This window comes from Acinetobacter bouvetii, assembly GCF_902753875.1.
Lineage (GTDB): Bacteria > Pseudomonadota > Gammaproteobacteria > Pseudomonadales > Moraxellaceae > Acinetobacter > Acinetobacter bouvetii_A.
This window is the reverse complement of sequence record NZ_CADDTS010000022.1, coordinates 40,921-64,826: the sequence shown is the minus strand read 5'-3', so window position 1 is coordinate 64,826 and position 23,906 is coordinate 40,921. Positions and strand designations below refer to the sequence as shown.

18 protein-coding genes are annotated in these 23,906 nt (G+C 42.1%); 15 read left to right on the top strand and 3 right to left on the bottom strand.

Translation table 11 applies throughout. The features are described 5' to 3' along the window. Positions 1-68: 68 nt before the first annotated feature. From purH to FB6_RS05295, 15 genes are all read left to right on the top strand, one after another. Positions 69-1,643 (top strand): bifunctional phosphoribosylaminoimidazolecarboxamide formyltransferase/IMP cyclohydrolase, encoded by a 1,575-nt coding sequence (gene purH / locus FB6_RS05365; RefSeq protein WP_174559014.1) that lies wholly within the window; start codon positions 69-71, stop codon positions 1,641-1,643. Positions 1,644-1,808: 165 nt separating this feature from the next. Then, positions 1,809-3,092 carry a phosphoribosylamine--glycine ligase gene (gene purD, locus FB6_RS05360; protein ID WP_174559013.1) on the top strand — a complete coding sequence of 428 codons (1,284 nt, stop codon included), beginning with the start codon at positions 1,809-1,811 and terminating at the stop codon, positions 3,090-3,092. 380 nt (positions 3,093-3,472) lie between these two features. Further along, positions 3,473-4,054: a transglutaminase-like domain-containing protein gene (locus FB6_RS05355; protein ID WP_174559012.1), complete on the top strand. Its 582-nt coding sequence runs from the start codon at positions 3,473-3,475 to the stop codon at positions 4,052-4,054. 882 nt (positions 4,055-4,936) lie between these two features. Further along, on the top strand, positions 4,937-5,809 hold the full coding sequence (locus FB6_RS05350) for a MetQ/NlpA family ABC transporter substrate-binding protein (RefSeq protein ID WP_174559011.1): 873 nt from the start codon (positions 4,937-4,939) through the stop codon (positions 5,807-5,809). A 73-nt stretch (positions 5,810-5,882) separates the two neighbouring features. Then, entirely contained in the window at positions 5,883-6,908 is a 1,026-nt protein-coding gene (locus tag FB6_RS05345) for a methionine ABC transporter ATP-binding protein (RefSeq protein WP_174559010.1), read from the top strand. Further along, positions 6,905-7,600, top strand: a complete 696-nt coding sequence (locus FB6_RS05340) for a methionine ABC transporter permease (RefSeq protein ID WP_174559009.1) — start codon at positions 6,905-6,907, stop codon at positions 7,598-7,600. Before FB6_RS05345 ends, FB6_RS05340 begins: the two co-directional genes overlap by 4 nt. A gap of 254 nt (positions 7,601-7,854) precedes the next feature. Continuing rightward, the gene (gene dnaE / locus FB6_RS05335; protein ID WP_174559008.1) at positions 7,855-11,424 is read left to right on the top strand and encodes a DNA polymerase III subunit alpha; all 3,570 of its coding nucleotides are present in this window, start codon (positions 7,855-7,857) and stop codon (positions 11,422-11,424) included. A 34-nt stretch (positions 11,425-11,458) separates the two neighbouring features. Continuing rightward, complete coding sequence (locus FB6_RS05330; RefSeq protein WP_174559007.1) at positions 11,459-12,316, top strand: RNA methyltransferase; 858 nt, start codon at positions 11,459-11,461, stop codon at positions 12,314-12,316. Further along, the gene (gene cysE, locus FB6_RS05325) at positions 12,309-13,118 is read left to right on the top strand and encodes a serine O-acetyltransferase (RefSeq protein WP_174559006.1); all 810 of its coding nucleotides are present in this window, start codon (positions 12,309-12,311) and stop codon (positions 13,116-13,118) included. Before FB6_RS05330 ends, cysE begins: the two co-directional genes overlap by 8 nt. Positions 13,119-13,232: 114 nt before the next feature. Further along, positions 13,233-14,147: an ABUW_2363 family tetratricopeptide repeat lipoprotein gene (locus FB6_RS05320; RefSeq protein ID WP_174559005.1), complete on the top strand. Its 915-nt coding sequence runs from the start codon at positions 13,233-13,235 to the stop codon at positions 14,145-14,147. A gap of 128 nt (positions 14,148-14,275) precedes the next feature. Continuing rightward, positions 14,276-16,285 carry an esterase/lipase family protein gene (locus FB6_RS05315; protein ID WP_174559004.1) on the top strand — a complete coding sequence of 670 codons (2,010 nt, stop codon included), beginning with the start codon at positions 14,276-14,278 and terminating at the stop codon, positions 16,283-16,285. Positions 16,286-16,616: 331 nt separating this feature from the next. Next, positions 16,617-19,268 (top strand): DNA mismatch repair protein MutS, encoded by a 2,652-nt coding sequence (gene mutS, locus FB6_RS05310; RefSeq protein WP_174559003.1) that lies wholly within the window; start codon positions 16,617-16,619, stop codon positions 19,266-19,268. A 198-nt stretch (positions 19,269-19,466) separates the two neighbouring features. Continuing rightward, positions 19,467-19,790 carry a ferredoxin FdxA gene (gene fdxA / locus FB6_RS05305; protein ID WP_004651686.1) on the top strand — a complete coding sequence of 108 codons (324 nt, stop codon included), beginning with the start codon at positions 19,467-19,469 and terminating at the stop codon, positions 19,788-19,790. A 143-nt stretch (positions 19,791-19,933) separates the two neighbouring features. After that, positions 19,934-20,656 carry a D-Ala-D-Ala carboxypeptidase family metallohydrolase gene (locus tag FB6_RS05300; RefSeq protein WP_174559002.1) on the top strand — a complete coding sequence of 241 codons (723 nt, stop codon included), beginning with the start codon at positions 19,934-19,936 and terminating at the stop codon, positions 20,654-20,656. Between the two features lie 150 nt (positions 20,657-20,806). Continuing rightward, the gene (locus FB6_RS05295) at positions 20,807-21,472 is read left to right on the top strand and encodes an O-methyltransferase (protein ID WP_174559001.1); all 666 of its coding nucleotides are present in this window, start codon (positions 20,807-20,809) and stop codon (positions 21,470-21,472) included. A 154-nt stretch (positions 21,473-21,626) separates the two neighbouring features. Here the strand turns inward: FB6_RS05295 and FB6_RS05290 are convergent, their stop codons facing one another. The 3 genes from FB6_RS05290 to FB6_RS05280 form a co-directional block, all read right to left on the bottom strand. Continuing rightward, the gene (locus FB6_RS05290; protein WP_174559000.1) at positions 21,627-22,469 is read right to left on the bottom strand and encodes a universal stress protein; all 843 of its coding nucleotides are present in this window, start codon (positions 22,467-22,469) and stop codon (positions 21,627-21,629) included. 133 nt (positions 22,470-22,602) lie between these two features. Continuing rightward, a complete protein-coding gene (locus FB6_RS05285; RefSeq protein WP_174558999.1) occupies positions 22,603-23,220 on the bottom strand; it encodes an acyltransferase in 618 nt (205 codons plus the stop codon). Then, positions 23,213-23,812: an IMPACT family protein gene (locus FB6_RS05280; RefSeq protein ID WP_174558998.1), complete on the bottom strand. Its 600-nt coding sequence runs from the start codon at positions 23,810-23,812 to the stop codon at positions 23,213-23,215. The genes FB6_RS05285 and FB6_RS05280 overlap by 8 nt, the downstream gene beginning before the upstream one ends. Between the last annotated feature and the right edge of the window lie 94 nt (positions 23,813-23,906).

Genomic DNA, 23,906 nt, shown 5'->3' with positions numbered 1-23,906 from the left:
GGCATTTTTTTTATCTTAAGTTTTGCCTACCGTTTTAATCTAGACCTTTAATATTGTTGACGAAAATCATGACTATTAAACGCGCTTTAATCTCTGTATCTGATAAATCAGGGATCGTTGAATTTGCTAAAAACCTCGTGGCTCTTGGGGTAGAAATTTTATCTACTGGCGGTACATATAAGTTGCTTAAAGACAACAATATCGCTGTAGTCGAAGTTTCAGAGCACACAGGTTTCCCAGAGATGATGGACGGTCGTGTTAAAACACTACATCCAAAAATCCACGGTGGTATCTTAGCTCGTCGCGGTCTAGATGAAGCTGTAATGGCTGAACACAACATCGATGCGATCGACCTGGTTGTGGTAAACCTTTATCCATTCGCTGCAACTGTGGCTAAACCAAACTGTTCACTTGCTGATGCAATCGAAAACATCGACATCGGCGGTCCTACTATGGTTCGTGCTGCTGCGAAAAACCATGCATCTGTAGGTATCGTAGTAAATGCATCTGATTATGCGACAGTAGTTGCTGAACTTAAAGCAAATGGCGCTTTATCTTACGAAACTCGTTTTGACTTGGCAGTGAAAGCATTTGAACACACTGCACAATACGACGGCATGATTGCTTCTTACTTAGGCGCTCGCGTAGGTAAAGAAGAAGGTCAGGCAGATAAGTTTGCGCGTACTTTCAATACTCAATTAAATAAAGTTCAAGACTTACGTTACGGCGAAAACCCACATCAGTCTGCTGCATTCTATGTAGAAAACACTGCAACTGAAGCATCTGTTTCAACTGCGAAACAGCTTCAAGGTAAAGAACTTTCTTATAACAACATCGCAGATACTGATGCCGCACTTGAATGTGTTAAATCATTTGCTAAGCCTGCATGTGTAATTGTGAAACATGCAAACCCATGTGGTGTTGCTGTTTCTCTAGACGGTATCAAAGCGGCTTACGATCTTGCTTATGCAACAGATCCTGAATCTGCATTCGGTGGCATCATTGCATTCAACCGTGAATTAGACGTTGCTACTGCACAAGCGATTGTTGACCGTCAGTTCGTAGAAGTGATTATTGCGCCAAGTGTTGCTGAAGGCGTACTTGAAGTAACTGGCGCGAAGAAAAACGTACGTGTACTTGTATGTGGCGAACTTCCTGCAATCACTGAACGTAAAGCGCAACTTGACTACAAACGCGTAAACGGCGGTCTTTTAGTTCAAGATCAAGACTTAGGCATGATCACTAAAGATGACCTTAAAGTTGTGACTAAACGTGCACCAACTGAAGCAGAAATTGATGACTTAATCTTTGCTTGGAAAGTTGCGAAATACGTTAAATCGAACGCAATCGTTTATGCAAAAGGCCGTCAAACCATTGGTGTAGGCGCTGGTCAAATGAGCCGTGTAAACTCTGCTCGTATTGCTGCGATCAAAGCTGAACATGCTGGTTTAGTTGTTGAAGGTGCTGTAATGGCATCTGATGCATTCTTCCCATTCCGTGATGGTATTGATAACGCTGCTAAAGCGGGTATCAAATGCATTATCCAACCGGGTGGTTCTATGCGTGATGAAGAAACAATTGCTGCTGCTGATGAAGCTGGCATTGCAATGGTCTTCACTGGTATGCGTCATTTCCGTCACTAATTAATTAGAAGTCGTATTTATTAATCCCCCTAAATCCCCCTTTGTAAAAAAGGGGGACTTTTCACAAATAAAGGGACATTTTTATTCGTGAAACCCCTCTTTTTTTTACAGGGTGAGAAGCATGGCTTCGCAAGGTGGGATTCTATTCTTTTGAGGGATTTTTAGATGAATATTTTAGTTTTAGGTAATGGCGGTCGTGAACATGCTTTGGCATGGAAAATCGCACAAGATGACAAAGTCGCAAAAGTATTTGTAGCACCAGGTAATGCGGGTTCTGCAACTGAAAATAAATGCGAAAATGTTGCCTTAAATATTTTAGACAATGCTGCGATTATCGACTTTGCTAAAAACAATGCAGTTGATTTAATCGTGGTTGGCCCTGAAGCTCCGCTTGTTAATGGTGTGGTTGATGCCTGCCGCGAAGCTGGTGTGAAAATCTGGGGTCCAACTCAATTTGCTGCACAGCTTGAAGGCTCTAAAGCATTTGCCAAGCACTTCTTAAAACGCCACAACATCCCTACTGCATTCTATGATGTGTTTACTGAAGTAGATGCAGCAAAAGCATTTGTTGAAAAAAATGGCGCGCCTATCGTGATTAAGGCAGATGGTCTTGCTGCGGGTAAAGGCGTGATCGTTGCCATGACCAATCAAGAAGCATTTGATGCGATTGATGACATGCTTGCTGGCAACAAATTTGGTGATGCAGGTTCACGTGTAGTCATCGAAGAATTCCTTGCAGGTGAAGAAGCATCTTTCATTTGTATGATTGATGGCGACCACATTTTGCCGATGGCGACTTCTCAAGATCACAAACGTATCTTTGAAGGCGACCAAGGTCCAAACACAGGCGGTATGGGTGCTTACTCTCCTGCGCCAGTTGTGACTGCAGACGTATTTGAAAAAACCATGAATGAAGTGATGCGTCCTACCGTTGAAGGTATGAAAAAAGACGGTCATGTTTATACTGGTTTCTTATACGCAGGCTTAATGATTGATGAACAAGGTCAGCCTAAAGTAATCGAGTTTAACTGTCGTTTTGGCGACCCTGAAACTCAACCGATCATGATGCGTTTAAAATCATCTTTAGTTGATTTGGTTGAAGCTGGCATTGCAGGGAATTTACCTGCGGAAGCTGAATGGGATGAGCGTAAAACTGTCGGTATCGTACTTGCGTCTAAAGGTTACCCTGAAACTTCGAGCAGCAATGATGTGATTTCAGGTTTAGACACTGAAATGACGGATGCCAAAGTTTTCCATGCAGGCACTAAAGTCAATGAAAATGGCGAAATCGTTACTGCAGGTGGTCGTGTGCTTTGCGTAACTGCACTTGGTAACACCATTGGTGAAGCGCAAGCTAAAGCATTAGAGCTTTGTGAAAAAGTGACATTCGACGGCGTGCAATATCGTAAAGATATTGGTTACCGTGCGATTGCTCGCGAAAATGCTTAGCTCTTTCTAGTTAAGAGATTAAGTAAAAAACCCCGCATGTCGCGGGTTTTTTAATTTATAACAATAGACTTTTAAGCTCTAAATTTTATTCAGACAATGTAATATTTCACACTAAAAAATCCAATTCATTTCTACCTTAACATTAAGTACATGTTTTTAAATAACTAAAAATTTATTTCGTATAACGTGTAGTATGTTAATTTTAGGTATATTTAATAATTAAGATTTATAGATCTCAATTATATATCTTTATCCTAAGATCAAATTGGCCTATAAGCTTATTGAAGAAAGTCCGTTAACTTAACCAGATTTTCATGAAGTAAAGCTTGTTTTATATACTACAAAAAGGTTCTAGACCTAATCTAATTTAGACTAAAAAAATGAAACAATACCTTGCCCCTAGCAAATATATTAACTTTGAAGATCCCTCTATTCTTTCTCTAGCAAAGAGCCTAGCTGAAAACTGCTCTAGTGAAAATGATATAGTTCAAAAATGCTTTGAGTATGTCAGAGATGAAATTAAGCACAGCTCTGATTTCAAATTGAATCCTATAACCTGTAAAGCATCAGATGTCTTATTACATAAAACAGGATATTGCTATGCTAAAAGTCATCTACTAGCAGCGTTATTGAGAGCGAATAGTATTCCTGCTGGATTGTGCTATCAACGGCTATCTATCGGTGATAGTGGGCAAGCACCATACTGTCTTCATGGTCTTAATGCTGTTTATTTACAGGGGCATGGCTGGTATCGAGTTGATGCTAGAGGCAATAAAGATGGAGTTAACGCTCAGTTTTCACCTCCACAGGAATATCTAGCTTTTCCTATTCAATCTAAAAATGAACGAGACTTACCTGAAATATGGTCAAAACCGTTAGATATAATTATTAAAGTGTTGGAGAATTATGAAACTTATGATCAAGTGCTAAATAATTTACCTGACGTTGACTTGATTGATTGAAAGGCATCTTTAGCAAAGTCGATCCATAAGCTATATCATGTAATAAGACTTAAATCTCCCAAATTTAACATAAGGGCCACTATACGAAATTAATTCATATATTTATTTTAATATCAATTACTTATAATTTTAAATTCAATATAAGAAGCGCACAAAAGCCGACTTTGAAACAAGTCGGTTTCTTTTTAACCAAAACTGGAATCTTTTGCCAATAATTTTGTTAAAAAAGCAGTCAATTTTACTATTTTTCTGATTTCTTAAGGCTTCATTTTCTGAATAATTGCCCCATTCTTAAAAGCAATCTTTCCTATAAGAACCTACACCTCCCTCGTCTCTCATACCTCTATATTTTTGTCATTAATTTACTCTCCATGTTCTTTTTATCCCAAACTCAACCAACAAGACTTTATAAACCTGGATTAACAATGTTAAGAACATGGCATTACTACTTATCCATTTTTCAGCTTTATATTTTCAAAAAACTTATATAGAAACAAAATACGCTTAAATATCAGTTTTATTAATTTCAATAAACTTAATCTATTGTTTTATGAGTTATTTTATCAAAACAGCTCTGTTTGTTATGCAAAATCAAGCTAAGTATTAGATTTATAATCACTATTATGGATAAAATAAAATTGCTATGATTACGGCAATTTAAAGATAGCCTGAATGCTCAACGCTGCTTAGAATACAGCGACTTGCTGTACACTGTTTTGTATTTATCAGCTTATGCGACTGATCTCTAATTGCATTGAATTTCAGGTCAATTTAAAGTCGTATGCATTAATCAGTATTTACTGATTCAAGCTTGATTTTAATCTCTCTATACCACAGATTCGTAGATTTAAAGCCAAAATTAAATTTACTTAGGATGATCACATGAAAAAGCTCCTTGGTCTTGTACTAGGCTTATCCGTTGGCTTAGCTGGCTGCGGCAAACAAGAAGCACCTGCATCTGATGCAGCTCAAAATAAAGATTCTGCTGAAGTACAAACTGTCACTATGGCATCTACTGGTTCAGATGCTGACGTTTGGCGTTATATCGCCACCCTGCCAGAAACTAAAGCTGCTGGCATTAAACTTGAAGTGAAAAACTTCACTGACTATGTGTCTATGAACACTGCCGTTGCAAACAAAGAAATTGATGTGAATGCATTCCAGTCTTATGCTTACATGGTTGCTTTCAACGAATCAAATAAAGACAAAATTGCTCCACTATCTACAACTTACTTGGAACCAATGGGTATTTACTCAAGCAAAGTTAAGAAACTGGATGAATTCAAAACGGGTGCAACCATTGCCATTCCTAACGATGGTGCCAATGAATCACGTGCATTGTTATTACTTCAATCTGCCGGTTTAGTTAAATTAAAACCTACTTTTGACAATGTAAAAGGCACACCTGCTGATGTCATTGAAAACAAAAAGCAAATTGTGATCAAACCTATTCAAATGGCGACTGCTGTACGTGTGAAAGACGAAGTCGATGCGATTGTGCTAGGTAATACCCTTGCAATGGAAGGCGGTTTGAATGTGTTGAAAGATTCAATTTACTACGAACCAATCGACCAAAGCACCAAAATGAATGTCAACGTGCTTGCTGTTGCTGCTGACCGTCAAAATGACCCAGTACTGAAAAAAGTGGGTGACTTGTACCACTCTGAAGCTGTGAAAAAATTTGTTCAAGAAAAATTCGGTGGCACTAAAGTTGACGTAAATAAACCGATTAGCTATCTCACTGAAGCAAAATAGTAATATAATTGGTTCATCTAAACAGGCAAAGTAATTTTGCCTGTTTTTCTTTTTATGTATAGTTTTTGACAATATGATTGAATTTAAAAACATTTCAAAACACTATCAGCTGAAAGGTCAAACCATTCGCGCCCTGGATCAAATCAATTTACAGATTCCAGCTGGCAGTATTTTTGGCATTATTGGCTATAGTGGTGCGGGTAAAAGTACCTTAATCCGCTTGATTAATTTGCTCGAACGACCAAATGAAGGTCAGGTCATTATTAATCAAAAAGACTTTACCGCATTAGATGCTCGTTCATTACGTCAAGAACGTGCAAACATTGGCATGATTTTCCAGCATTTTAATTTGCTGCAGACCAAAACGGTTGCAGCAAATATAGAAATGCCGATGAAATTGCTCGGCTGGGGTAAAGCAGAACGTGAAAAGCGTTTAAATGAATTACTTGAGTTTATTGATTTAAAACACAAAAAAGATGCCTTTCCAGATGAATTGTCCGGTGGACAGAAACAGCGTGTCGGTATTGCCCGTGCCCTGGCCAACCATCCTAAAATTCTACTCTGCGATGAAGCCACTTCGGCGCTTGACCCACAAACCACCAAATCTGTTTTGGCTTTGCTAAAAAAAATTAACCAAGAGCAAGGCATTACCATTGTCATGGTGACCCATGAAATGGATGTGATTGAATCTGTGTGTGATTATGTCGCGGTGATGGAACAGGGCAAAGTCATTGAAACCGGCTCAACCATTGATCTGTTCAGCCAGCCTGTACACTCAACCACCAAGAATTTCATTCAAACCGTGTTGCAACAGCAGTTGCCAGTCAACATTTTGCAAAATCTTGAAAATCAAAACCATAACAGTATTTATAGCCTACAGTTCCTTGGCACTTCGGCTCAGGAAACTGTGGTTCAGGCAGCGATTAAACAGTTTGATATCAGCTTGAATATCCTGTTTGCCAATATGACTGAAATTAACGGCACCGTGATTGGACAAATGTTTATTCAACTTCTGGGTGATCCTGCTCTTGTTCAGCAAACGATTCAGTTTTTTGAACAGCATGGGGTCAAAGTTGAACAGTCTGGAGTGAGCGCATGAGAGATTTAATTGTTCAATGGCTCACTGAAGTCACTGCGCCGTATTGGAAAAGCTCCCTTTCGATTGATCAATTTGTGACAGCGCTGCAGGAAACCTTTCACATGGTGTTTTTTGCCATGCTGTTCGGCTGCATCTGGGGCTTTATTCAGGCGATTATTTTATTCGTCAGCCGTCCTGCCGGTATTTTGCCCAACCGTGTGATTTATCACGGCTTGAACCCGATTGTGAATGCGCTACGTTCCCTGCCCTTTATCATTCTGTTGATTGCGGTCATTCCCTTAACAAAAATGCTTGTAGGCACTTCGATTGGTACATGGGCTGCCATTGTTCCTCTTACCATTTATGTAGGCCCATACATTGGCCGCTTGGTTGAAACTTCTTTGCTTGAAGTGAATGAAGGGATTATTGAATCTGCACAAGCGATGGGTGCCTCACCTTGGCAAATAATTTTCAAATTTGTGCTGCCGGAATCCCGCGGTTCCTTGATTTTAAACTTGACCACAGCCACCATCAGCCTGATTGGCGCAACGGCTATGGCCGGTGCAGTCGGTGCGGGCGGTATTGGTGATCTAGCAATTTCTTACGGCTATCAGCGTTTTGACACCAGCGTGGTGATCTTAACCGTGATTGTGCTGCTGATTTTAGTACAGCTGGTACAAAGCTTGGGTGACTGGCTGTCTAAACTGCGTTAATTTTTTAGATTCAAATACCTCCATGATAAAACCCTCTCCAGGAGGGTTTTTTAGTATCCAGAATTAAGTATGAAGCAATGGTTCATTTCCAATCCATATTCAATAATTTAAAATCTCCCAAGCCGCTGCTATAACGCTAATCGCAAAATGCATCCAATAAAAACTGCGTTTTGAACTTGAATTAGTTAAATATTAATCCATGACTTTTCCTAGAGCATGCTAAACTATCCAGTGGTTTTTGCAGGGACTCATTTATGCACTTTGTACATCTTGGTATTTTTACAGAATTTTCGGTCACAGAATCTATTGTACGCATACCGGATCTTGTAAAAGCTGCAGCTGCAGATAAAATGCCTGCTTTGGCCATTACCGACCTGTCCAACCTGCATGCTGCAGTAAAATTCTATAAAAAAACCTTGGACAAAGGTATCAAACCGATCTTTGGCTCGACCTTACGCTTAAATGATGCCGAGCATAAAGTCACCTTGCTGGCCATGACCAAAAAAGGCTGGCGCAGCCTGACCGAGCTGGTGTCTGAAGGCTATATCAGCGGCCAGCAGCTGGACATTCCCTGTGTCAATAAAGAATGGATTTTAAATCAGCATGAAGATTTAATCGTTTTGCTGGGACAGCACAGTGATGTCGGGAAAATGCTGCTGACCTCTAACCCGCAAAAAGCTGAGCCGCTGTTGCAGGAATGGGTCGAAAAATTCGGCAACCGGGTCTATTTTGCACTGACACGTACCAATCGTCCCGGTGAAGAAGACTTCATTCAAGAAGCCGTTAAACTGGCAAAAAAATACAATATTGGTGTGGTAGCACATAATGATGTGCATTTCGTCAAACAGGATGATTTTGAAGCTCATGAAGCGCGGGTTTGTATTGCCGATGGCTATGTCTTAGGAGACAATCGACGTCCTAAAAACTACAGTCCGGAACAATACTTTAAAACTGCTGCAGAAATGACGGAGCTGTTCTCCGACATTCCAAGTGCTATTGAAAACACTTATTACATCGCACAGCGCTGCAACGTTTCATTTCGTCTGGGCTTCCATGACTTGCCGGATTATCCGATTCCGGAAGGCCATACCATTGATACCTATTTTGCTCATCTGTGTGAGGAAGGTCTGGAAGAGCGCTTAGACTTCCTCTACCCGCCTGCAAAGCGCGGTGAGGACTGGCCTGAAATCCGCAAGCCTTATGATGAACGTCTGAAATTTGAGATTAATATTATTCTCACCATGCAGTTCCCGGGCTACTTCCTGATCGTAATGGACTTCATTCAATGGTCCAAAGGCAATGGCGTGCCAGTTGGTCCGGGCCGTGGTTCAGGTGCCGGATCGCTGGTCGCCTACAGCTTAAAAATTACCGATCTAGATCCGCTGCGCTACGACCTGCTATTCGAACGTTTCTTGAACCCGGAACGTGTCTCCATGCCCGACTTTGACGTCGATTTCTGTATTGCCGGCCGTGACCGCGTCATTGACTATGTGGCGCGTACCTATGGACGTGATGCGGTTTCACAGATTGCGACCTTTGGTACCATGGCAGCCAAAGGGGCTATTCGTGACGTGGCACGTGTTTTAGGTAAATCCTATGGTTTGGCTGACCGTATTTCAAAAATGATTCCAACTAAACCCTTAGGTTTGAGTCTGGAAGAATCGATTGAAGCCGAACCGCAGCTTAAAGATATCGTCACCAATCCGTCTAACCCAGACTATGACGATGCTTCTGAAATCTGGGAAATGGCACTGAAACTTGAAGGCATTACCCGAAACACCGGTAAACACGCCGGCGGTGTAGTGATTGCGCCAACCAAGCTGACTGACTATTCCGCTGTCATGTGTGAAGCTGACGGCACCAGCCGTGTTGCACAATTCGATAAAGACGATGTTGAATCTGCAGGTTTGGTGAAATTCGACTTCTTGGGCCTGCGTAACTTAACTGTTATTGAAGATGCGATTAAGCATATTAACGCGCGCCCAGATATCACCGAACCTGTCGACATTTCCTATATTCCGCTGGATGATCCGGACGCCTACGCCATCTTTGCCACTGCAAATACCACTGCGGTATTCCAGTTTGAATCCGTCGGCATGAAAAAAATGCTCAAGGATGCGCGTCCAAGCAAATTTGAAGAAATTATTGCCTTCGTATCCTTGTACCGTCCGGGTCCAATGGATCTGATTCCTGACTTCATTTTCCGTATGCACGGCGGTGAATTTGAATACCTGCATCCATTGCTGGAAAAAGTACTGGAACCGACTTACGGCATTATGGTGTATCAGGAACAGGTGATGCAGGCCGCGCAGTTCTGTGCTGGATATACCTTGGGCGGCGCGGATTTACTGCGTCGTGCCATGGGTAAAAAGAAAGTTGAAGAAATGGTGAAACACCGCCAGATCTTCATTGAAGGTGCTGCAAAAAAAGACATTGATACCGATACCGCCAACCATATCTTCGACTATATGGAAAAATTTGCGGGCTACGGTTTCAACAAATCACACGCGGCTGCCTATGCCCTGGTTGCCTATCAAACGGCTTGGCTGAAAGCCCATTATCCTGCCGAGTTCATGTCTGCCGTCATGACTTCGGAAATGCAGAACACCGACAACGTGGTTTTCATCATTGATGACTGCCGCAGCAACGGTCTGGAAGTTCTGCCACCGTCTGTGAATATGTCGCTGTACAACTTCCACGCCAGCGATCCGAAAACCATTGTCTATGGCTTAGGCGCAATTAAAGGCGTTGGTGAAGCGGCAATGCAGTCAGTGATTGACTCCCGTATTCAGGAAGGTCCTTACCGCGATTTATTCGATTTCTGCCACCGCGTGGACTTGAAAAAAATCAACAAACGTACCCTTGAAGCCTTGATTCGTGCAGGTGCTCTGGATTGTTTGGGCATTGAACGCTCCAGCCTGATGGCACAGCTTCCGGAAGCCGTTCAGGCAGCGGAACAGGCACGGCACAACCGTGAAACAGGGATTATGGACTTGTTCGGCGAAGTCGAAGAAGTGCAGCGTAAACCGGCTAAACCGGTTAAGCCATGGTCCGATGAAGTCCGTTTAAAAGGTGAAAAAGATACCCTCGGCCTGTACCTTACCGGTCACCCGATTGATGTTTATCGCCCAGAGCTGAAAGCATTTATTTCACAGCGTATTAATGAATTAACACCAACACGCCGCGGTGTAACCACCGTCTTTGCCGGTCTGGTGGTAGATGTGGCCAACTTCCCGAACCGCATGATGGTGACACTGGATGACGGTACTGCACGGATTGAAGTTTCCGCTAATCATGAACGTTTCCAGCGCTTCAAAGACATCATCCAGAATGAAAAAGTGGTGGTGATTGAAGGTGAAATTTATGAACGTGAAGGTTTTGACCGTCCGATGGGACGCCTGACCAAAGCTTTCAACCTGAATGAAATCCGTCAAAAGCGTGCCAATAGTATTCAGATTAGCCTGAAGGCTGAACATCTCCATTCCGCACTGAGTCAGGATTTACGCAAAATTCTTACCCCGTTCTGTAACGTTGATATGTGCAATCATATCCCGATGCAATTACATATTGATTATCCTTATGCTTCTGCAGATATCAATCTGGGTCTGAACTGGAATGTCGCCCCACTGGATGAACTGCTGTCCAAATTACGTGACTATTTTGGTAAAGATGTGATTCACATTGAATATCATGTCAAGTCCAAAGCCGCCAAGGCCGTCAGTTATGAACAGGCCAAACCGGCAAATATTCCTCCTCCGCCTGACAATGTCAGCATGGATGAGGCGATGGATCTGTATCAGGCTGAAGCCAATCAATATTCTTAATTTTTTAAATAGCTAAATTCGAATCGGACACATTATGAGTCAAGTTGACAATGCTGTGGTTTCAGCACATCTCTCCCATGTGCGTATTGTCATGGTCAATACCACCTTACCGGCCAATATCGGCAGTGCCTTGCGTGCCATGAAAACCATGGGCTTATCCAAACTGGTTCTGGTTGCGCCTAAAACTTATCCGCATCCGGATATTGATGCTCTCGCTGCCGGTGCTGTAGATTTAATTGAACAGATTGAAATTGTACCTACTTTGGAAGAAGCGATTAAAGACTGCCATCTGGTGTTTGGTACCAGTGCCCGTAGTCGTACTATTCCCTGGCCGCTACTGGATGCCCGTCCTGCAGCTGAAAAATCGCTTCAGGCTGTGGTGAATGACCAGCAGGAAATTGCCGTGATTTTTGGTCGTGAAGACCGTGGCCTGACCAATGAAGAACTGGCGATGGCCAATTACCATGTCACCATTCCGGTCAATAGTGATTATGGCGTACTCAATGTCGCGCAAGCCATTCAAGTGATTTGCTATGAAATGCGTATGGCTGCCATGGCATTGACTGAACAAAAGAAAGATCCCGAAGCAACGATGCATGTAACCGATGAAATTGACATGCAATGGGATGAACCATTGGTGACCCATGAACAAATGGAACAGTTCTACCCGCATATTGAAAAAATGCTGGCTGACATTGAATTTATGGATCCGAAAAACCCACGATTATTACCTTTACGCTTGCGTCGTTTATTTGGACGTATACAATTAGACCGTATGGAATATCATTTACTTCGTGGCATCTTTAGCCGTGTACAGGCATTAAATAACGGTACATGGAAAAAATCTACAGACAAAACAACCGATTCATCAGAGGATCAACCTCATGCTTAAACAGCTCAAAGAAGACATACAAGCTGTATTCGCGCGCGATCCTGCGGCACGAAACACCTTAGAGGTTCTCACCACTTATCCAGGCATACATGCACTGATTATGCACCGTCTTGCCCATGAACTTTGGCAAAAAGAGTGTAAAGGCTCTGCCCGCCTGCTGTCTTCTTTTAGCCGTTTTGCGACCGGTATTGAAATTCATCCAGGTGCAAAGATTGGTCGCCGTTTCTTTATCGATCATGGTATGGGTGTGGTGATTGGTGAAACCGCTGAAATTGGTGATGATGTTACGCTGTATCACGGCGTGACTTTAGGCGGTACCACCTGGAATAAAGGTAAACGCCACCCAACGCTTGAAGATGGTGTGGTCGTGGGTGCTGGAGCCAAAATTTTGGGCCCTTTTACCGTGGGTAAAAATGCCAAAGTGGGTTCCAATGCCGTGGTAACCAAAGAAGTGCCACCAAATACCACCGCGGTCGGTAATCCTGCGCGCTTTATTACCAAAGACCAACCGAAAGATGCCGAAGAAGCACGTCGCCGTGATTATGCCGAAAGCATTGGTTTCCAGCCTTATGCTGCAACGCAAGATCAATCTGACCCTATTTTAGAAGGTATGCGAGTGTTGCTGGATCGAATTCAGCATAATGAAAAACGTATGAATACCTTATGTCAGCGTTTATCTTTGCTCGATCCGACGTTTAAAAAACAGCAGGATGATGAACAGCCTTTTAGTGTTGAAGAGCTAAAAATCATTGAAGATGTGCGCCGCGAATGTGAAGCACAGAGCAATCAATCGAAAGCCTGAGAGCTTGTCTAAAACTTAACACACCCTTACTTGCATGTTCATCTAAGTTTTCTTAGACTGGATGAATATGCATATTTTTTTTCAATTTTAAAATTAAATGAATGGATGATCCATATGACTCTTAAGCCTTTGGCATGTACCTTAATTGCGGTTTCTTTATTATCAGCATGTAGCATGTCACCCACTCAAGATAAAAAAAACAATAGTCCGATTATCTTTACCGAACCTGATTTAACACCGCCGTTTTATGCACTGAATCCTTTTAACTATGATGCTCCACCTCCATTTGAAATTGCCTTAAAACAAGCTGCAGCACAGCCTGTGACTAAAATGCAAACAACACTGCCAGGTGATCCATCCCAAAAAGTCACTTTAGATGTCAATAAACTGATCATTCCAACCGTGAACAGCAACCAGCGTAATTTAAAATTTGCTGTAGCTGCCGGTGAAAATGAAATTGATGTCACTGAAATTGATGACTTCCTGCAACTGGTTGAAGGTAAGGCACGTCACTATCCGCCTCGTTTTACTGAGCGTCAGGAACGTAAAGGGTTTGAGGCCAAGTTAAAAGAATTGACTCAACAGCTGGATACTCTTGCCTCTAAAGACAATGCATCATTTGATATTCTAGTGCGTGCATTTAAAGCCAGCGTGATGGCACGTAATCTGGACTTGGGTTCAGTCTACACCACTAAATCTTTGACTTATGCACAGCGCATCTTAAAAATTAACAAAGAAGACGCTGAAGCCAACTTCTGGTTTGGTTTTGGTTTATCTGAAGGTGGTGGTCAACGTGAAGCCATTCCTTATTTAGATAAAGCCATGAAAGCCGGTGTACAAGAGGCTTATCTCTCTGCGGCAAATAACTACATTGCCATGGAACAAAAGAAAAATGCGATTCAGACTTTGAAAAATTACAAAGTCAAATATCCGCAAGAAGCTGAAGTCGCTGACCGTTTAATTGCTGAAATTGAGAAGCAAGGTCGCTGGAATGTATGGCAAGTGCTGAATCCACCTAAAGCGCCTTAAACCTTCTTTTTTTGTCATACTCAAAATAGGCCGTCCAGTACGGTCTATTTTTTATTTGGGTGAATTGAAAATTGGATGAATTATCGTATGATGAAGAAAAATTCAAACAAAATATATTGCAGATGATTATGCCAAAACATATCTATAAAGTTTTATTTGTTACGCTATTGAGTAGTTATCTGCTGACAGGATGTCAAATTGTCAGTGTCAAAAATCAGGCGATTAATGTCACGATTGCCAATGAACGTGAAAGCATCCTCACCCGCAGTAAATTAAGTGAAGCCAGCTTAAATGTGCTGTCCATGACCGGGCGTGAAGCTAAAATCTGCTCGGATCAGCCAGATCAATGTATTCAGGAACTGCAACAAATTCCCCAGATTCAGGATGAACAACTGCTATCGACGGCAAGTGAAATCTATTTATCCAAGGCACTGGAATTTGAAAAATCATCTGATTGCAAAGTTGGCATTTTGACCAGCACCAAATCTGAAGAAAAGCAGAAATTACAACAAGCAACTTATGAAAAATGTCTGGATCAGCAACTGCATATGCTGGATAAAAGCATTCGCTATAGCTATGCCTATATGTTTAAAACCAAGCGTGGTCCGCAAGACCGCATTTTTGACAACAGACAGGTTCAAATCCGTGACTTCTATAATTTGTCCTTAGCCAAACTGGTTTCCGCTTATGCTTTGCGTTACAAGCCCACTGCAGTAGAACCGCAGATTAAAGTGGGTAAAAGTATTTATAGCATCAACTTTGATGATTATCCTCAACTCAAACAACAAAAAATTGAGCAACTGCTCTCCAGTTATAATCTAAACTTCTCCGGTTTACGTTCGATTAACCGTCGTGATGGTTTTGGTTCAGAATTTGTCTTGGTGTTGCCACAAGTGAAGGATGATATCGGTGAAGGTCAACATAAATACATTATTGACCCGATGAATTTCAGCTACAAAAACGGCATCAATCCGAATATTCACCAAGCGCGCTATTTAGCGGCCACCCTGACGGCGCAGCCTAAATCGGCCAGTAATATCAGCGACATTTTAAATAATTCCGAATTTGAAATTAAAGCCTTCGATCCTTATAAATACGAACAGGTCAGTTTGGCCGGTAAAACCTACCCGCTGGCTGCAAACTTTTCTACACCCTATGGTTTATGGCTGGCACAAAACAATCTGGGTAAGGCGGCTTACTTGACCCTGATTGATCGTGATGATCATCTGACCATGCCGCATTTATATATGCTCGAGCCCTACAACCCGAATAAAAAAATCATTGTCCTGGTACATGGTCTTGCCAGTAGCCCGGAAGCCTGGATCCGGCTGACCAATGACATTATGGGAGATCCGGTACTACGCGAACACTATCAGGTCTGGCAAGTATTTTATTCAACCAACATGCCGATTATTGAAAGTCGCTTCCAGATTTATGCCCTGCTCACTCAGGCATTTGCCCAAGTCGATGCCAAAGCACCGGCCAAAAAGGATGCAGTTCTGGTTGGACATAGCATGGGGGGCATTATTGCCCGGTTACTGGTCAGTGATGCAGATGTGACTAAAAAAGCTTTGGCCATGATGAATAATCGCCAGCTCAATAAATATCAAAAAATACCCATCATTTCACAGCGCTTAGTAATGAAAGATATTCCAAATTTTAGTCGCGCCATTTTTCTGGCAGCTCCGCATAAAGGCACAGATTATGCAGATCGCTGGTTTACTAAGGCCGCACGTAAAATCATTCGTATTCCCGGAGCCTTTCTCTCTGCGATTGGCGATACACTACAAAGTCAGGATCTCGATTTTAAAGACTTACTGCAGCAAGTTGACAACGGCTTGATTCAAAATGGACCGAGCGATTTAAGTCACAAATCGAAATTTATTGAATTGACCAAAGATATCAATCCACGCAAGGGCCTACAATTCCATTCGATTATGGGCAATGTGACGAAAAGTGATGATTTGAATGTGATTACCGATGATGTCGTACCTTATCGCAGTGCCCATCTGAATGGCGCTGTTTCAGAGAAGATCATCAAAGGTGGACATTCCATTCAAGAAACACCGGAAGCTGTTTTAGAACTACGACGAATTCTAAGACTGCATTTGATGCAATTAGGTTTATATCGCCCCTAATTCAATGCTCTATTCAAGCTGTGTCCATCGACAATCTCATTTAGTGTTCAGATTGTCGATGCATCCCAGCTCGGATAAAAAACTAAGCATCTGTTCCTAATTTTTCTGCATTTCTTGCAAAGCATTTTTCTCTACTCATGCAAATTTGCTAAGATAACTCATTCGAATGAAATTGAGTTTTTGCATCGACCTTGCGGCTTTAAAATCAGAACAACAGCAAAGCCAAAGCCTGAAATGACATAAACTCCATTCATTCACAGATTTGAAATTGGTGAAGCAGCCAAATTTTTTAAAACCTAGACGTATTCAGATATTTAAGGATTTTACCTCGATGAGTTACCCGGAAATCATGGCTGATTTTTCCACTTTAACGCCAATGATGCAGCAATATTTAACCGTCAAAATGCAACATCCCCATTCGCTGATGTTTTATCGTATGGGTGACTTTTACGAACTGTTTTTTGATGATGCACATAAAGCGGCAAAATTGCTGGGTATTACCTTAACCCATCGCGGTAAGGCCAATGGTGAACCGATTCCAATGGCTGGCGTTCCCTATCATGCTGCTGAAGGTTATCTGGCCCGTCTGGTTAAAAAGGGCGAAACCGTGGTCATCTGCGAACAGCTGGGTGAGGGCGAGAGCGCAGGCACTCGCGGTAAGGCACCTATGGAGCGTGGTGTAGTGCGCATCATCACTCCGGGCACCCTGACTGATGATGCACTGCTCACCAGCCATCAGTCTTCCAATCTGGTTGCACTTTGCCTACAGCAAGGGCAGATTGGTATAGCGCTGCTGGATTTGAGTGCTGGTATTTTCAAGGTACAGCAACAGGAGTTCCAACAAGAGCAACTGGCAATTGAGCTTTCACGTTTAATGCCAAGTGAAATTGTGGTAGATGAAAATATTGTCGATCCGAATATTATCGAGCAAATTAAAAAACAACTCGACTGCCCTGTCACCCGCCGCCCGAATGTCGATTTCAACCTAAATAATGCGCAAAAAACCTTATGTGACCAGTTTGCAGTCTCAACATTATCCGGTTTTGGCATTGATCACCTGCCACTTGCTAAAGCATCAGCCGCAGCACTGATTCATTACGCCAAAGAAACCCAGAAGACTGCTTTACCGCATATCCGCTCGATTCAACTGGAACAAAGCAGCGACTTTATTGCTCTTGATCCGGTTACGCGTCGCAATCTGGAACTGGTTGAACCACTGTTTGAACATGGTACATCCCTGTTCCAGCTGATCAATGACTGTCAAACAGCTATGGGTGGGCGCTTGCTCAGTCGCACCCTGATGCAACCCTTACGTGATACCAAAATACTGGATGCCCGTCTGGATGCCATTGCCGCCATGATTAATGGCTATCATGAGTCTCCTATCCGTTTGGTGCTTAAAGAGATCAGTGATATTGAACGTGTGCTGAGCCGCGTAGCACTCGGCAGTGCACGCCCTCGTGACTTAGTACAACTGCGTCAGGCCTGTGCCCAACTGCCCTTATTACGTCATGCAATTCAGCCGATTACTCAAGCCAAACAATCGGTACTTGTTCAACAATTGAATGATGAATTGGGCGACTTTAATGGACTGCATCAACGTCTGATGTCAGCCATAGTCGAAAATCCACCTGTCTTACTGCGTGATGGCAATGTCATTGCAGAAGGTTTTGACAGCGAACTTGATGAGCTGCGCAAGATTCGTGATCATGCCGGTCAGTTCCTGATTGATCTTGAAATCCAGGAACGCGAAAACACTGGTATTTCCACCCTGAAAATCGGTTATAACCGTGTCAGTGGCTACTATATTGAACTGACCCGTGCTCAGGCTGAGCAGGCACCGGATCATTATATCCGTCGTCAGACCTTAAAAAATGCCGAACGTTATATCACGCCAGAACTCAAATCTTTTGAAGATAAGGTGTTATCGAGCGAATCCCGTGCCCTGGCACGTGAAAAAATGCTGTTTGAAATGCTGCTAGACGAATTACGTCAAGACATTGGCAATTTGCAGATGATGAGCAGCGCGATTGCACAAATAGACATGGTGGCCAATTTTGCCCATCAGGCACGCTTACGCAACTGGTCACGTCCTGAATTCAGCCCTGAAATTGGGGTGAAAATTGTTGCGGGCCGTCATCCTGTGGTCGAAGCCTTAAGTAAAACCGCTTTTACCCCCAATGACACCACTTTAGATTTTAACCACCGTATGGCCATTGTGACCGGGCCGAATATGGGCGGTAAATCGACCTTTATGCGCCAGACTGCACTGATCAGTTTATTGGCCTATTGCGGTTCTTATGTTCCTGCCAAATCTGCAACCTTAGGCCCTATCGACCGCGTATTTACCCGTATCGGATCAGCAGATGATTTATCGACTGGTAAATCGACCTTCATGGTGGAAATGACAGAAACTTCACAAATCTTGCATCATGCCACCAATCAGTCACTGGTGTTGATGGATGAAGTTGGACGTGGCACCAGTACCTATGATGGTTTATCCCTAGCTTGGGCTTGTGTAATTGACCTGAGCAAACGGATTAAATGTCTATGCCTGTTTGCTACCCACTACTTTGAACTCACTGAACTGGGCAAAGAATCCGGGATTGATAATTATCATGTCACTGCCAAAGAGTTGAATGGCAACCTGATTCTTTTGCACAAAGTTCAACATGGCCCTGCCAGTCAAAGTCATGGCTTGCAGGTGGCTAAACTGGCCGGTATTCCTGCCAGCGTGATCAAAGAAGCCCAGAACCGTTTAAAAATTCTGGAAAAACAGCAGCATCAGCAACTCAATAAAGCGGTACAAAATGATCTGTTTAGTGTGGTTGATGAACCTGCGATTGAAATCATTGAACGTGTTGTTGAAATCGAACGCAATGTTCCAGCGCTAAATCTATTAAGATCACTGGATGTAGACAGTCTGTCACCACGTGAAGCCTTACAGCAGATCTATGCTTTAAAAGATGCATTGGAAAGCTGATTGAAGCACCTCAGAAAAAGACTTCTAAATAGAAGTCTTTTTCATTTATTACATATTTTTAAGGATATGTTCAGTTTTTAGCAAAATTAACAGCCTTATATATAATAAATATCAATAAAAGCAATTGTTAGTTACCTACTTTTTTGCCTAAAATACAGCAAGAGTAATTAGAACCATATTTTTTAGGTAGCTGTCGCCATGACCTTTGTTGTCACTGAAAACTGTATTAAATGTAAATACCAAGACTGCGTAGAAGTTTGTCCGGTAGATTGTTTCTACGAAGGTCCAAATTTCCTCGTGATTAATCCTGATGAATGTATTGACTGTGCATTGTGTGAACCTGAATGCCCGGCAAATGCTATTTTCTCGGAAGACGAGTTACCTGAAGGTCAAGAAGTCTTTATTGAACTGAATACTGAACTTTCACAAAAATGGCCGAACATTACCCAGATTGGCGATCAGCCTGCCGATCGTGAAGAATGGAATGGTAAAGCGGACAAGTTACAGTATTTGGAAAAATAATACTGTTCTTAGACTTAAAAAGAGATCAGCATGTGCTGATCTTTTTTTATACTTAAAAAAACATTTGATTGCAATATTTTCAAATTTTATCCTTCAAATTATATTAAAATAATACACGTATTTATAAATATTTGATTTCTATAATGAAGCATTTTCTCAAGGGATTAATTGGGTTCAGTTTAATCCCTCTTGTCATGATTGGATGTACAACATCCCCTCAGAAGCAAGGAAGTATTAGCACAACTCCCGACGGAAAACGGATCTTCATTCCTCAAGAACGCATTATTTTTGATCGTCCTATTCCTCCTAAAACAGTGCCCTATGCTTATAACTCTTGGGTTGCTGTAGGAAATAATCTCAGACAAGTCCGAGAATATGAAACATTTTTGGAACGTAATGGTGTCGGCAACATTATTCCAAGTTTTGAGCTCATGCGTACCGCACGTGACTGGCAAAAGTGTGGCCGTTCAGAATACATGATTCCAAACCGTGAATTGTGGGCCAACCAGATTCCAACTTTACGCGTTTTTAAATATTTGATTGCAGCCAAAGTACTGACTGAATTTGAAGTCACTTCAGTTTATCGTGATTTACCACTGAACCAATGTGCAGGTGGAGCCAATTCTTCACGCCACTTATTTAACTCTGCTATCGATTTTCGTATTGGGCCAGCCTATCCTCATCCTGAAGATTATGCCTTCATCGAAAATACCAAATTTAAGTTATGCCAGTTCTGGTCACAAAATGGTCAAAGCCTGAATATGGGACTTGGACTATATGCTTCAGGACAAATTCATATTGATACGCAAGGCTATCGTACCTGGGGGCCGGATTTATCCCGTCATTCTTCAATGTGTAACTACTAAGATGGCTAATAACTAAATCTTGCAAGCTATTCAAAAAGAGATCTGCGTGATCTCTTTTTTATTGCCCTATTTTCAATAAACCCAAACGATAAATTGCACTCTGAATGGAAAGGTTTAAAATGCATGCATCGCAACAAAGGTGACATAACTATGCAACAAATGTGGACAGAGATTGATGCTTACATCGATTCACATTTAATTCCAGAAGACCCGATTCTTTTACAGACATTAAAAAATACTGAAGATAAAGGTTTTCCAGATCACCTTGCCGTAGCACCGAACCAAGGTATGCTGCTGCAAATGCTGATTCAAATGAACAAGTGTAAGCGTGTGCTTGAACTGGGTACTTTTGCCGCTTACAGCACCATGTGGCTGGCCCGTGCGCTTCCTGAAGATGGATATATCCTGACGATTGAAGGTCGCGACACTCATGCCGCATTGGGTCAGGAAAATATTGATAAAGCCCAACTGCCACAAACGATTGAGCTTAAGGTGGGTCGTGCGGCAGATATATTAAAAGCCTTGCCTGAAGATTTTGAACCGTTTGACTTTATCTTTATTGATGCCGACAAACAAAGTTATCCTGAATATTTGGAATTGAGTCTAAATCTGTCCCATTCAGGTAGCATTATTGTTTTGGATAATGTGATTCGTGCCGGTGACATCATCAATCCTGAAAATCACAAACCAAGTATTGAAGGAATCCGCGACATGTTTGTCGCTTTACAGGACAATCCACGGATTCTGTCTTGCACAGCCCTACAAACCGTGGGAAGCAAAGGACACGATGGTTTTGCCCTCGCCATTGTAAAATAATTACACAAAGATTAAAAAACAAACTTTTTGTTTTTTTAATTATTTATTAGTTATTTACAAATACTATCCATATAGTTATCCACAACTTATGCGGATAACTATGATGAATTATTAATCACATTATTCCAGTAAAACAGGACTTTTCAGAACTCCATTATTTGACGACCAATAAGGGAACAGAGGAGTTGCGAAAGATACTGGTAGCTACACTACCCAAAAAGAACTGCCGAATTTTACTGTGGCTAAACGCACCCAATACAATCAGTTGTATCCCATGTTCAGCCTGGTATTCAAGAATATTTTCCGAAACATCCCCATAACGATATTCTGTGACTACATCAAGTCCTGCATCCCTTAAATACTCGGAAGGTTCATTGAGTATTTCCGGATGATCACCCACATACAATAAATGACATTGTAATAACTTTAATAAATCACTCTGTGCCACACGTTTCATTAAACTGACACAGGTTGGTGAATATTCATAGGCAAAAATGAAACGTGTTGGTGCTTTGAATGATTCACCCACGGTCATTACGGTACATTTTGCCCCACGAATAAAGTTTTCGACATTACTTCCAATTGGCTTATTGCGCTCCGCAGAGCGCTCTCCCACTCGACCGATAATGGCTATGTCATCATCTTTGAGCACTTGAAAGCTCTGTTCTAAAAAATCACCTTTTTCTTGAACATGCGAAGCGGTAATCTGATACTTTTGCTGAATCATTTCGGTAATATGTTTCAACAGATTATTACTGTAGTCTAGCGCCAGTTCACTTTGTTTTTGTTCAAGTTCTGCCAGCTCTTTCAGTAACATTGCATTACTTTCAAAACCGATGACACCACTAATTTCCCCCAAATGATAACTTGCAGGGTAATAATCTAAAACCTGTAATAACACCAATTCACGCTGGGTCTGCTTTGCAACCCATGCTGCAGCTTCGGCCACTGCATTCACGCATGGAGATGAATCAATACAAGCGATTACACGTTTCATTTTCGCCTCGCTTTTCGCCTCTACAGGCTTTAAGTCTAATTGTTATTTTTAACTTAGCATATCTGTTACATAGTTTGCATGCTTTTATGTAATTAAACTTAGTGCTTCATTCATCTTCATTTTATTGAATTTTTTAATCCCGATAACGGATAAATGTCGCAGGATTTCCCGCAACAATGGCTGCCTTTTCCACATTTTTAGTGACCATGCTATTCATGCCTATAATGGCATGAGCACCAATCTGCACACCATCCTTGATCCCGACATGCGCACCCAACCACACGTCCTGTCCAATCTCGATCCCCTGAGAACGAACTGGCTGCTGGTAAATCGGCTGTTGCAGTTCCATACCATGATCAAAGGCATATAGGTGCGCATAGGCAGCGATGCGTACCTGATCATGCAGCTTAATACCGGCTCGACCACCATCTAGAATACAGTGATGGTTAATGGCAACTTCATTGCCGATCTCTAAAGGACCATGCAGGGTACAATCGGCTGCAATAAAGCTATTGTCTCCGATGCTAATTTTCCGTCCCGGCTCGGCAAAAATATGGGCAAGTGGTGAAATAAAACAGTTTTCACCAATCTCAATGGTTTCCATGTCCATCAAATAGGCCTGATACTCTTGCTGCCAGGCTTCAGCCCAGCCACGGTTTTTCGCTTTTAATGACCAATATAGCCACGGCATATAATTCAAACGGTGCTTATGCTGTTCACGATATTTTAACAGTGGATCTTGCTCAGTCATGTTCTTCTTCTTCTACGATATGCAGCTGTTCACGGCCACGGGTTACATCCTGGATTTTCAATGACAGGGGTTGAATCTGATGGATTCGAAGTAAGGCTTCGACCTCTACGCCTGTCGCAGTATAGTCTTCTTTAAATTCAACTTGCTGTTGATTCAGTTCATATTGAAAGATGGCCCATTCATTAAACTGACAGGCAAAATGCACTTTTTTCTTTTCAATCAGTTCAATTTTTTCAGCTAGTAATAGGCATTGTCCGGCACAGCCCCCATAAGCCCGCACCAATCCGCCTGTACCCAGTTTAATTCCGCCATACCAGCGATTGACCAGAACTAAAATATTGGTTAATTCATTACCCTCAATACTGCCCAATATAGGTCTACCCGCAGTACCGGATGGTTCACCATCATCGTTAAAGCGAACCTGATGGCCAATTTTCCAAGCCCAACACTGATGCGTCGTGGTCAGATCCTTATTCATTTCCAGAAAGTCTTTGACCGCCTGTTCGTTTTCAACAGGGACAGCAATCGCCTGAAAGCGACTTTTCTTAATTTCTTCTTCAAAACTCACTGCTGCGGCAAGGGTAAATGGCATAAATCTTCGGTATATAACAACATTGTTGCAGTATAGCCTGTTTAAATGGCATGCGGATAAAAAAGCCTCCCTTAAAAGGAGGCTTTTCTTGGCT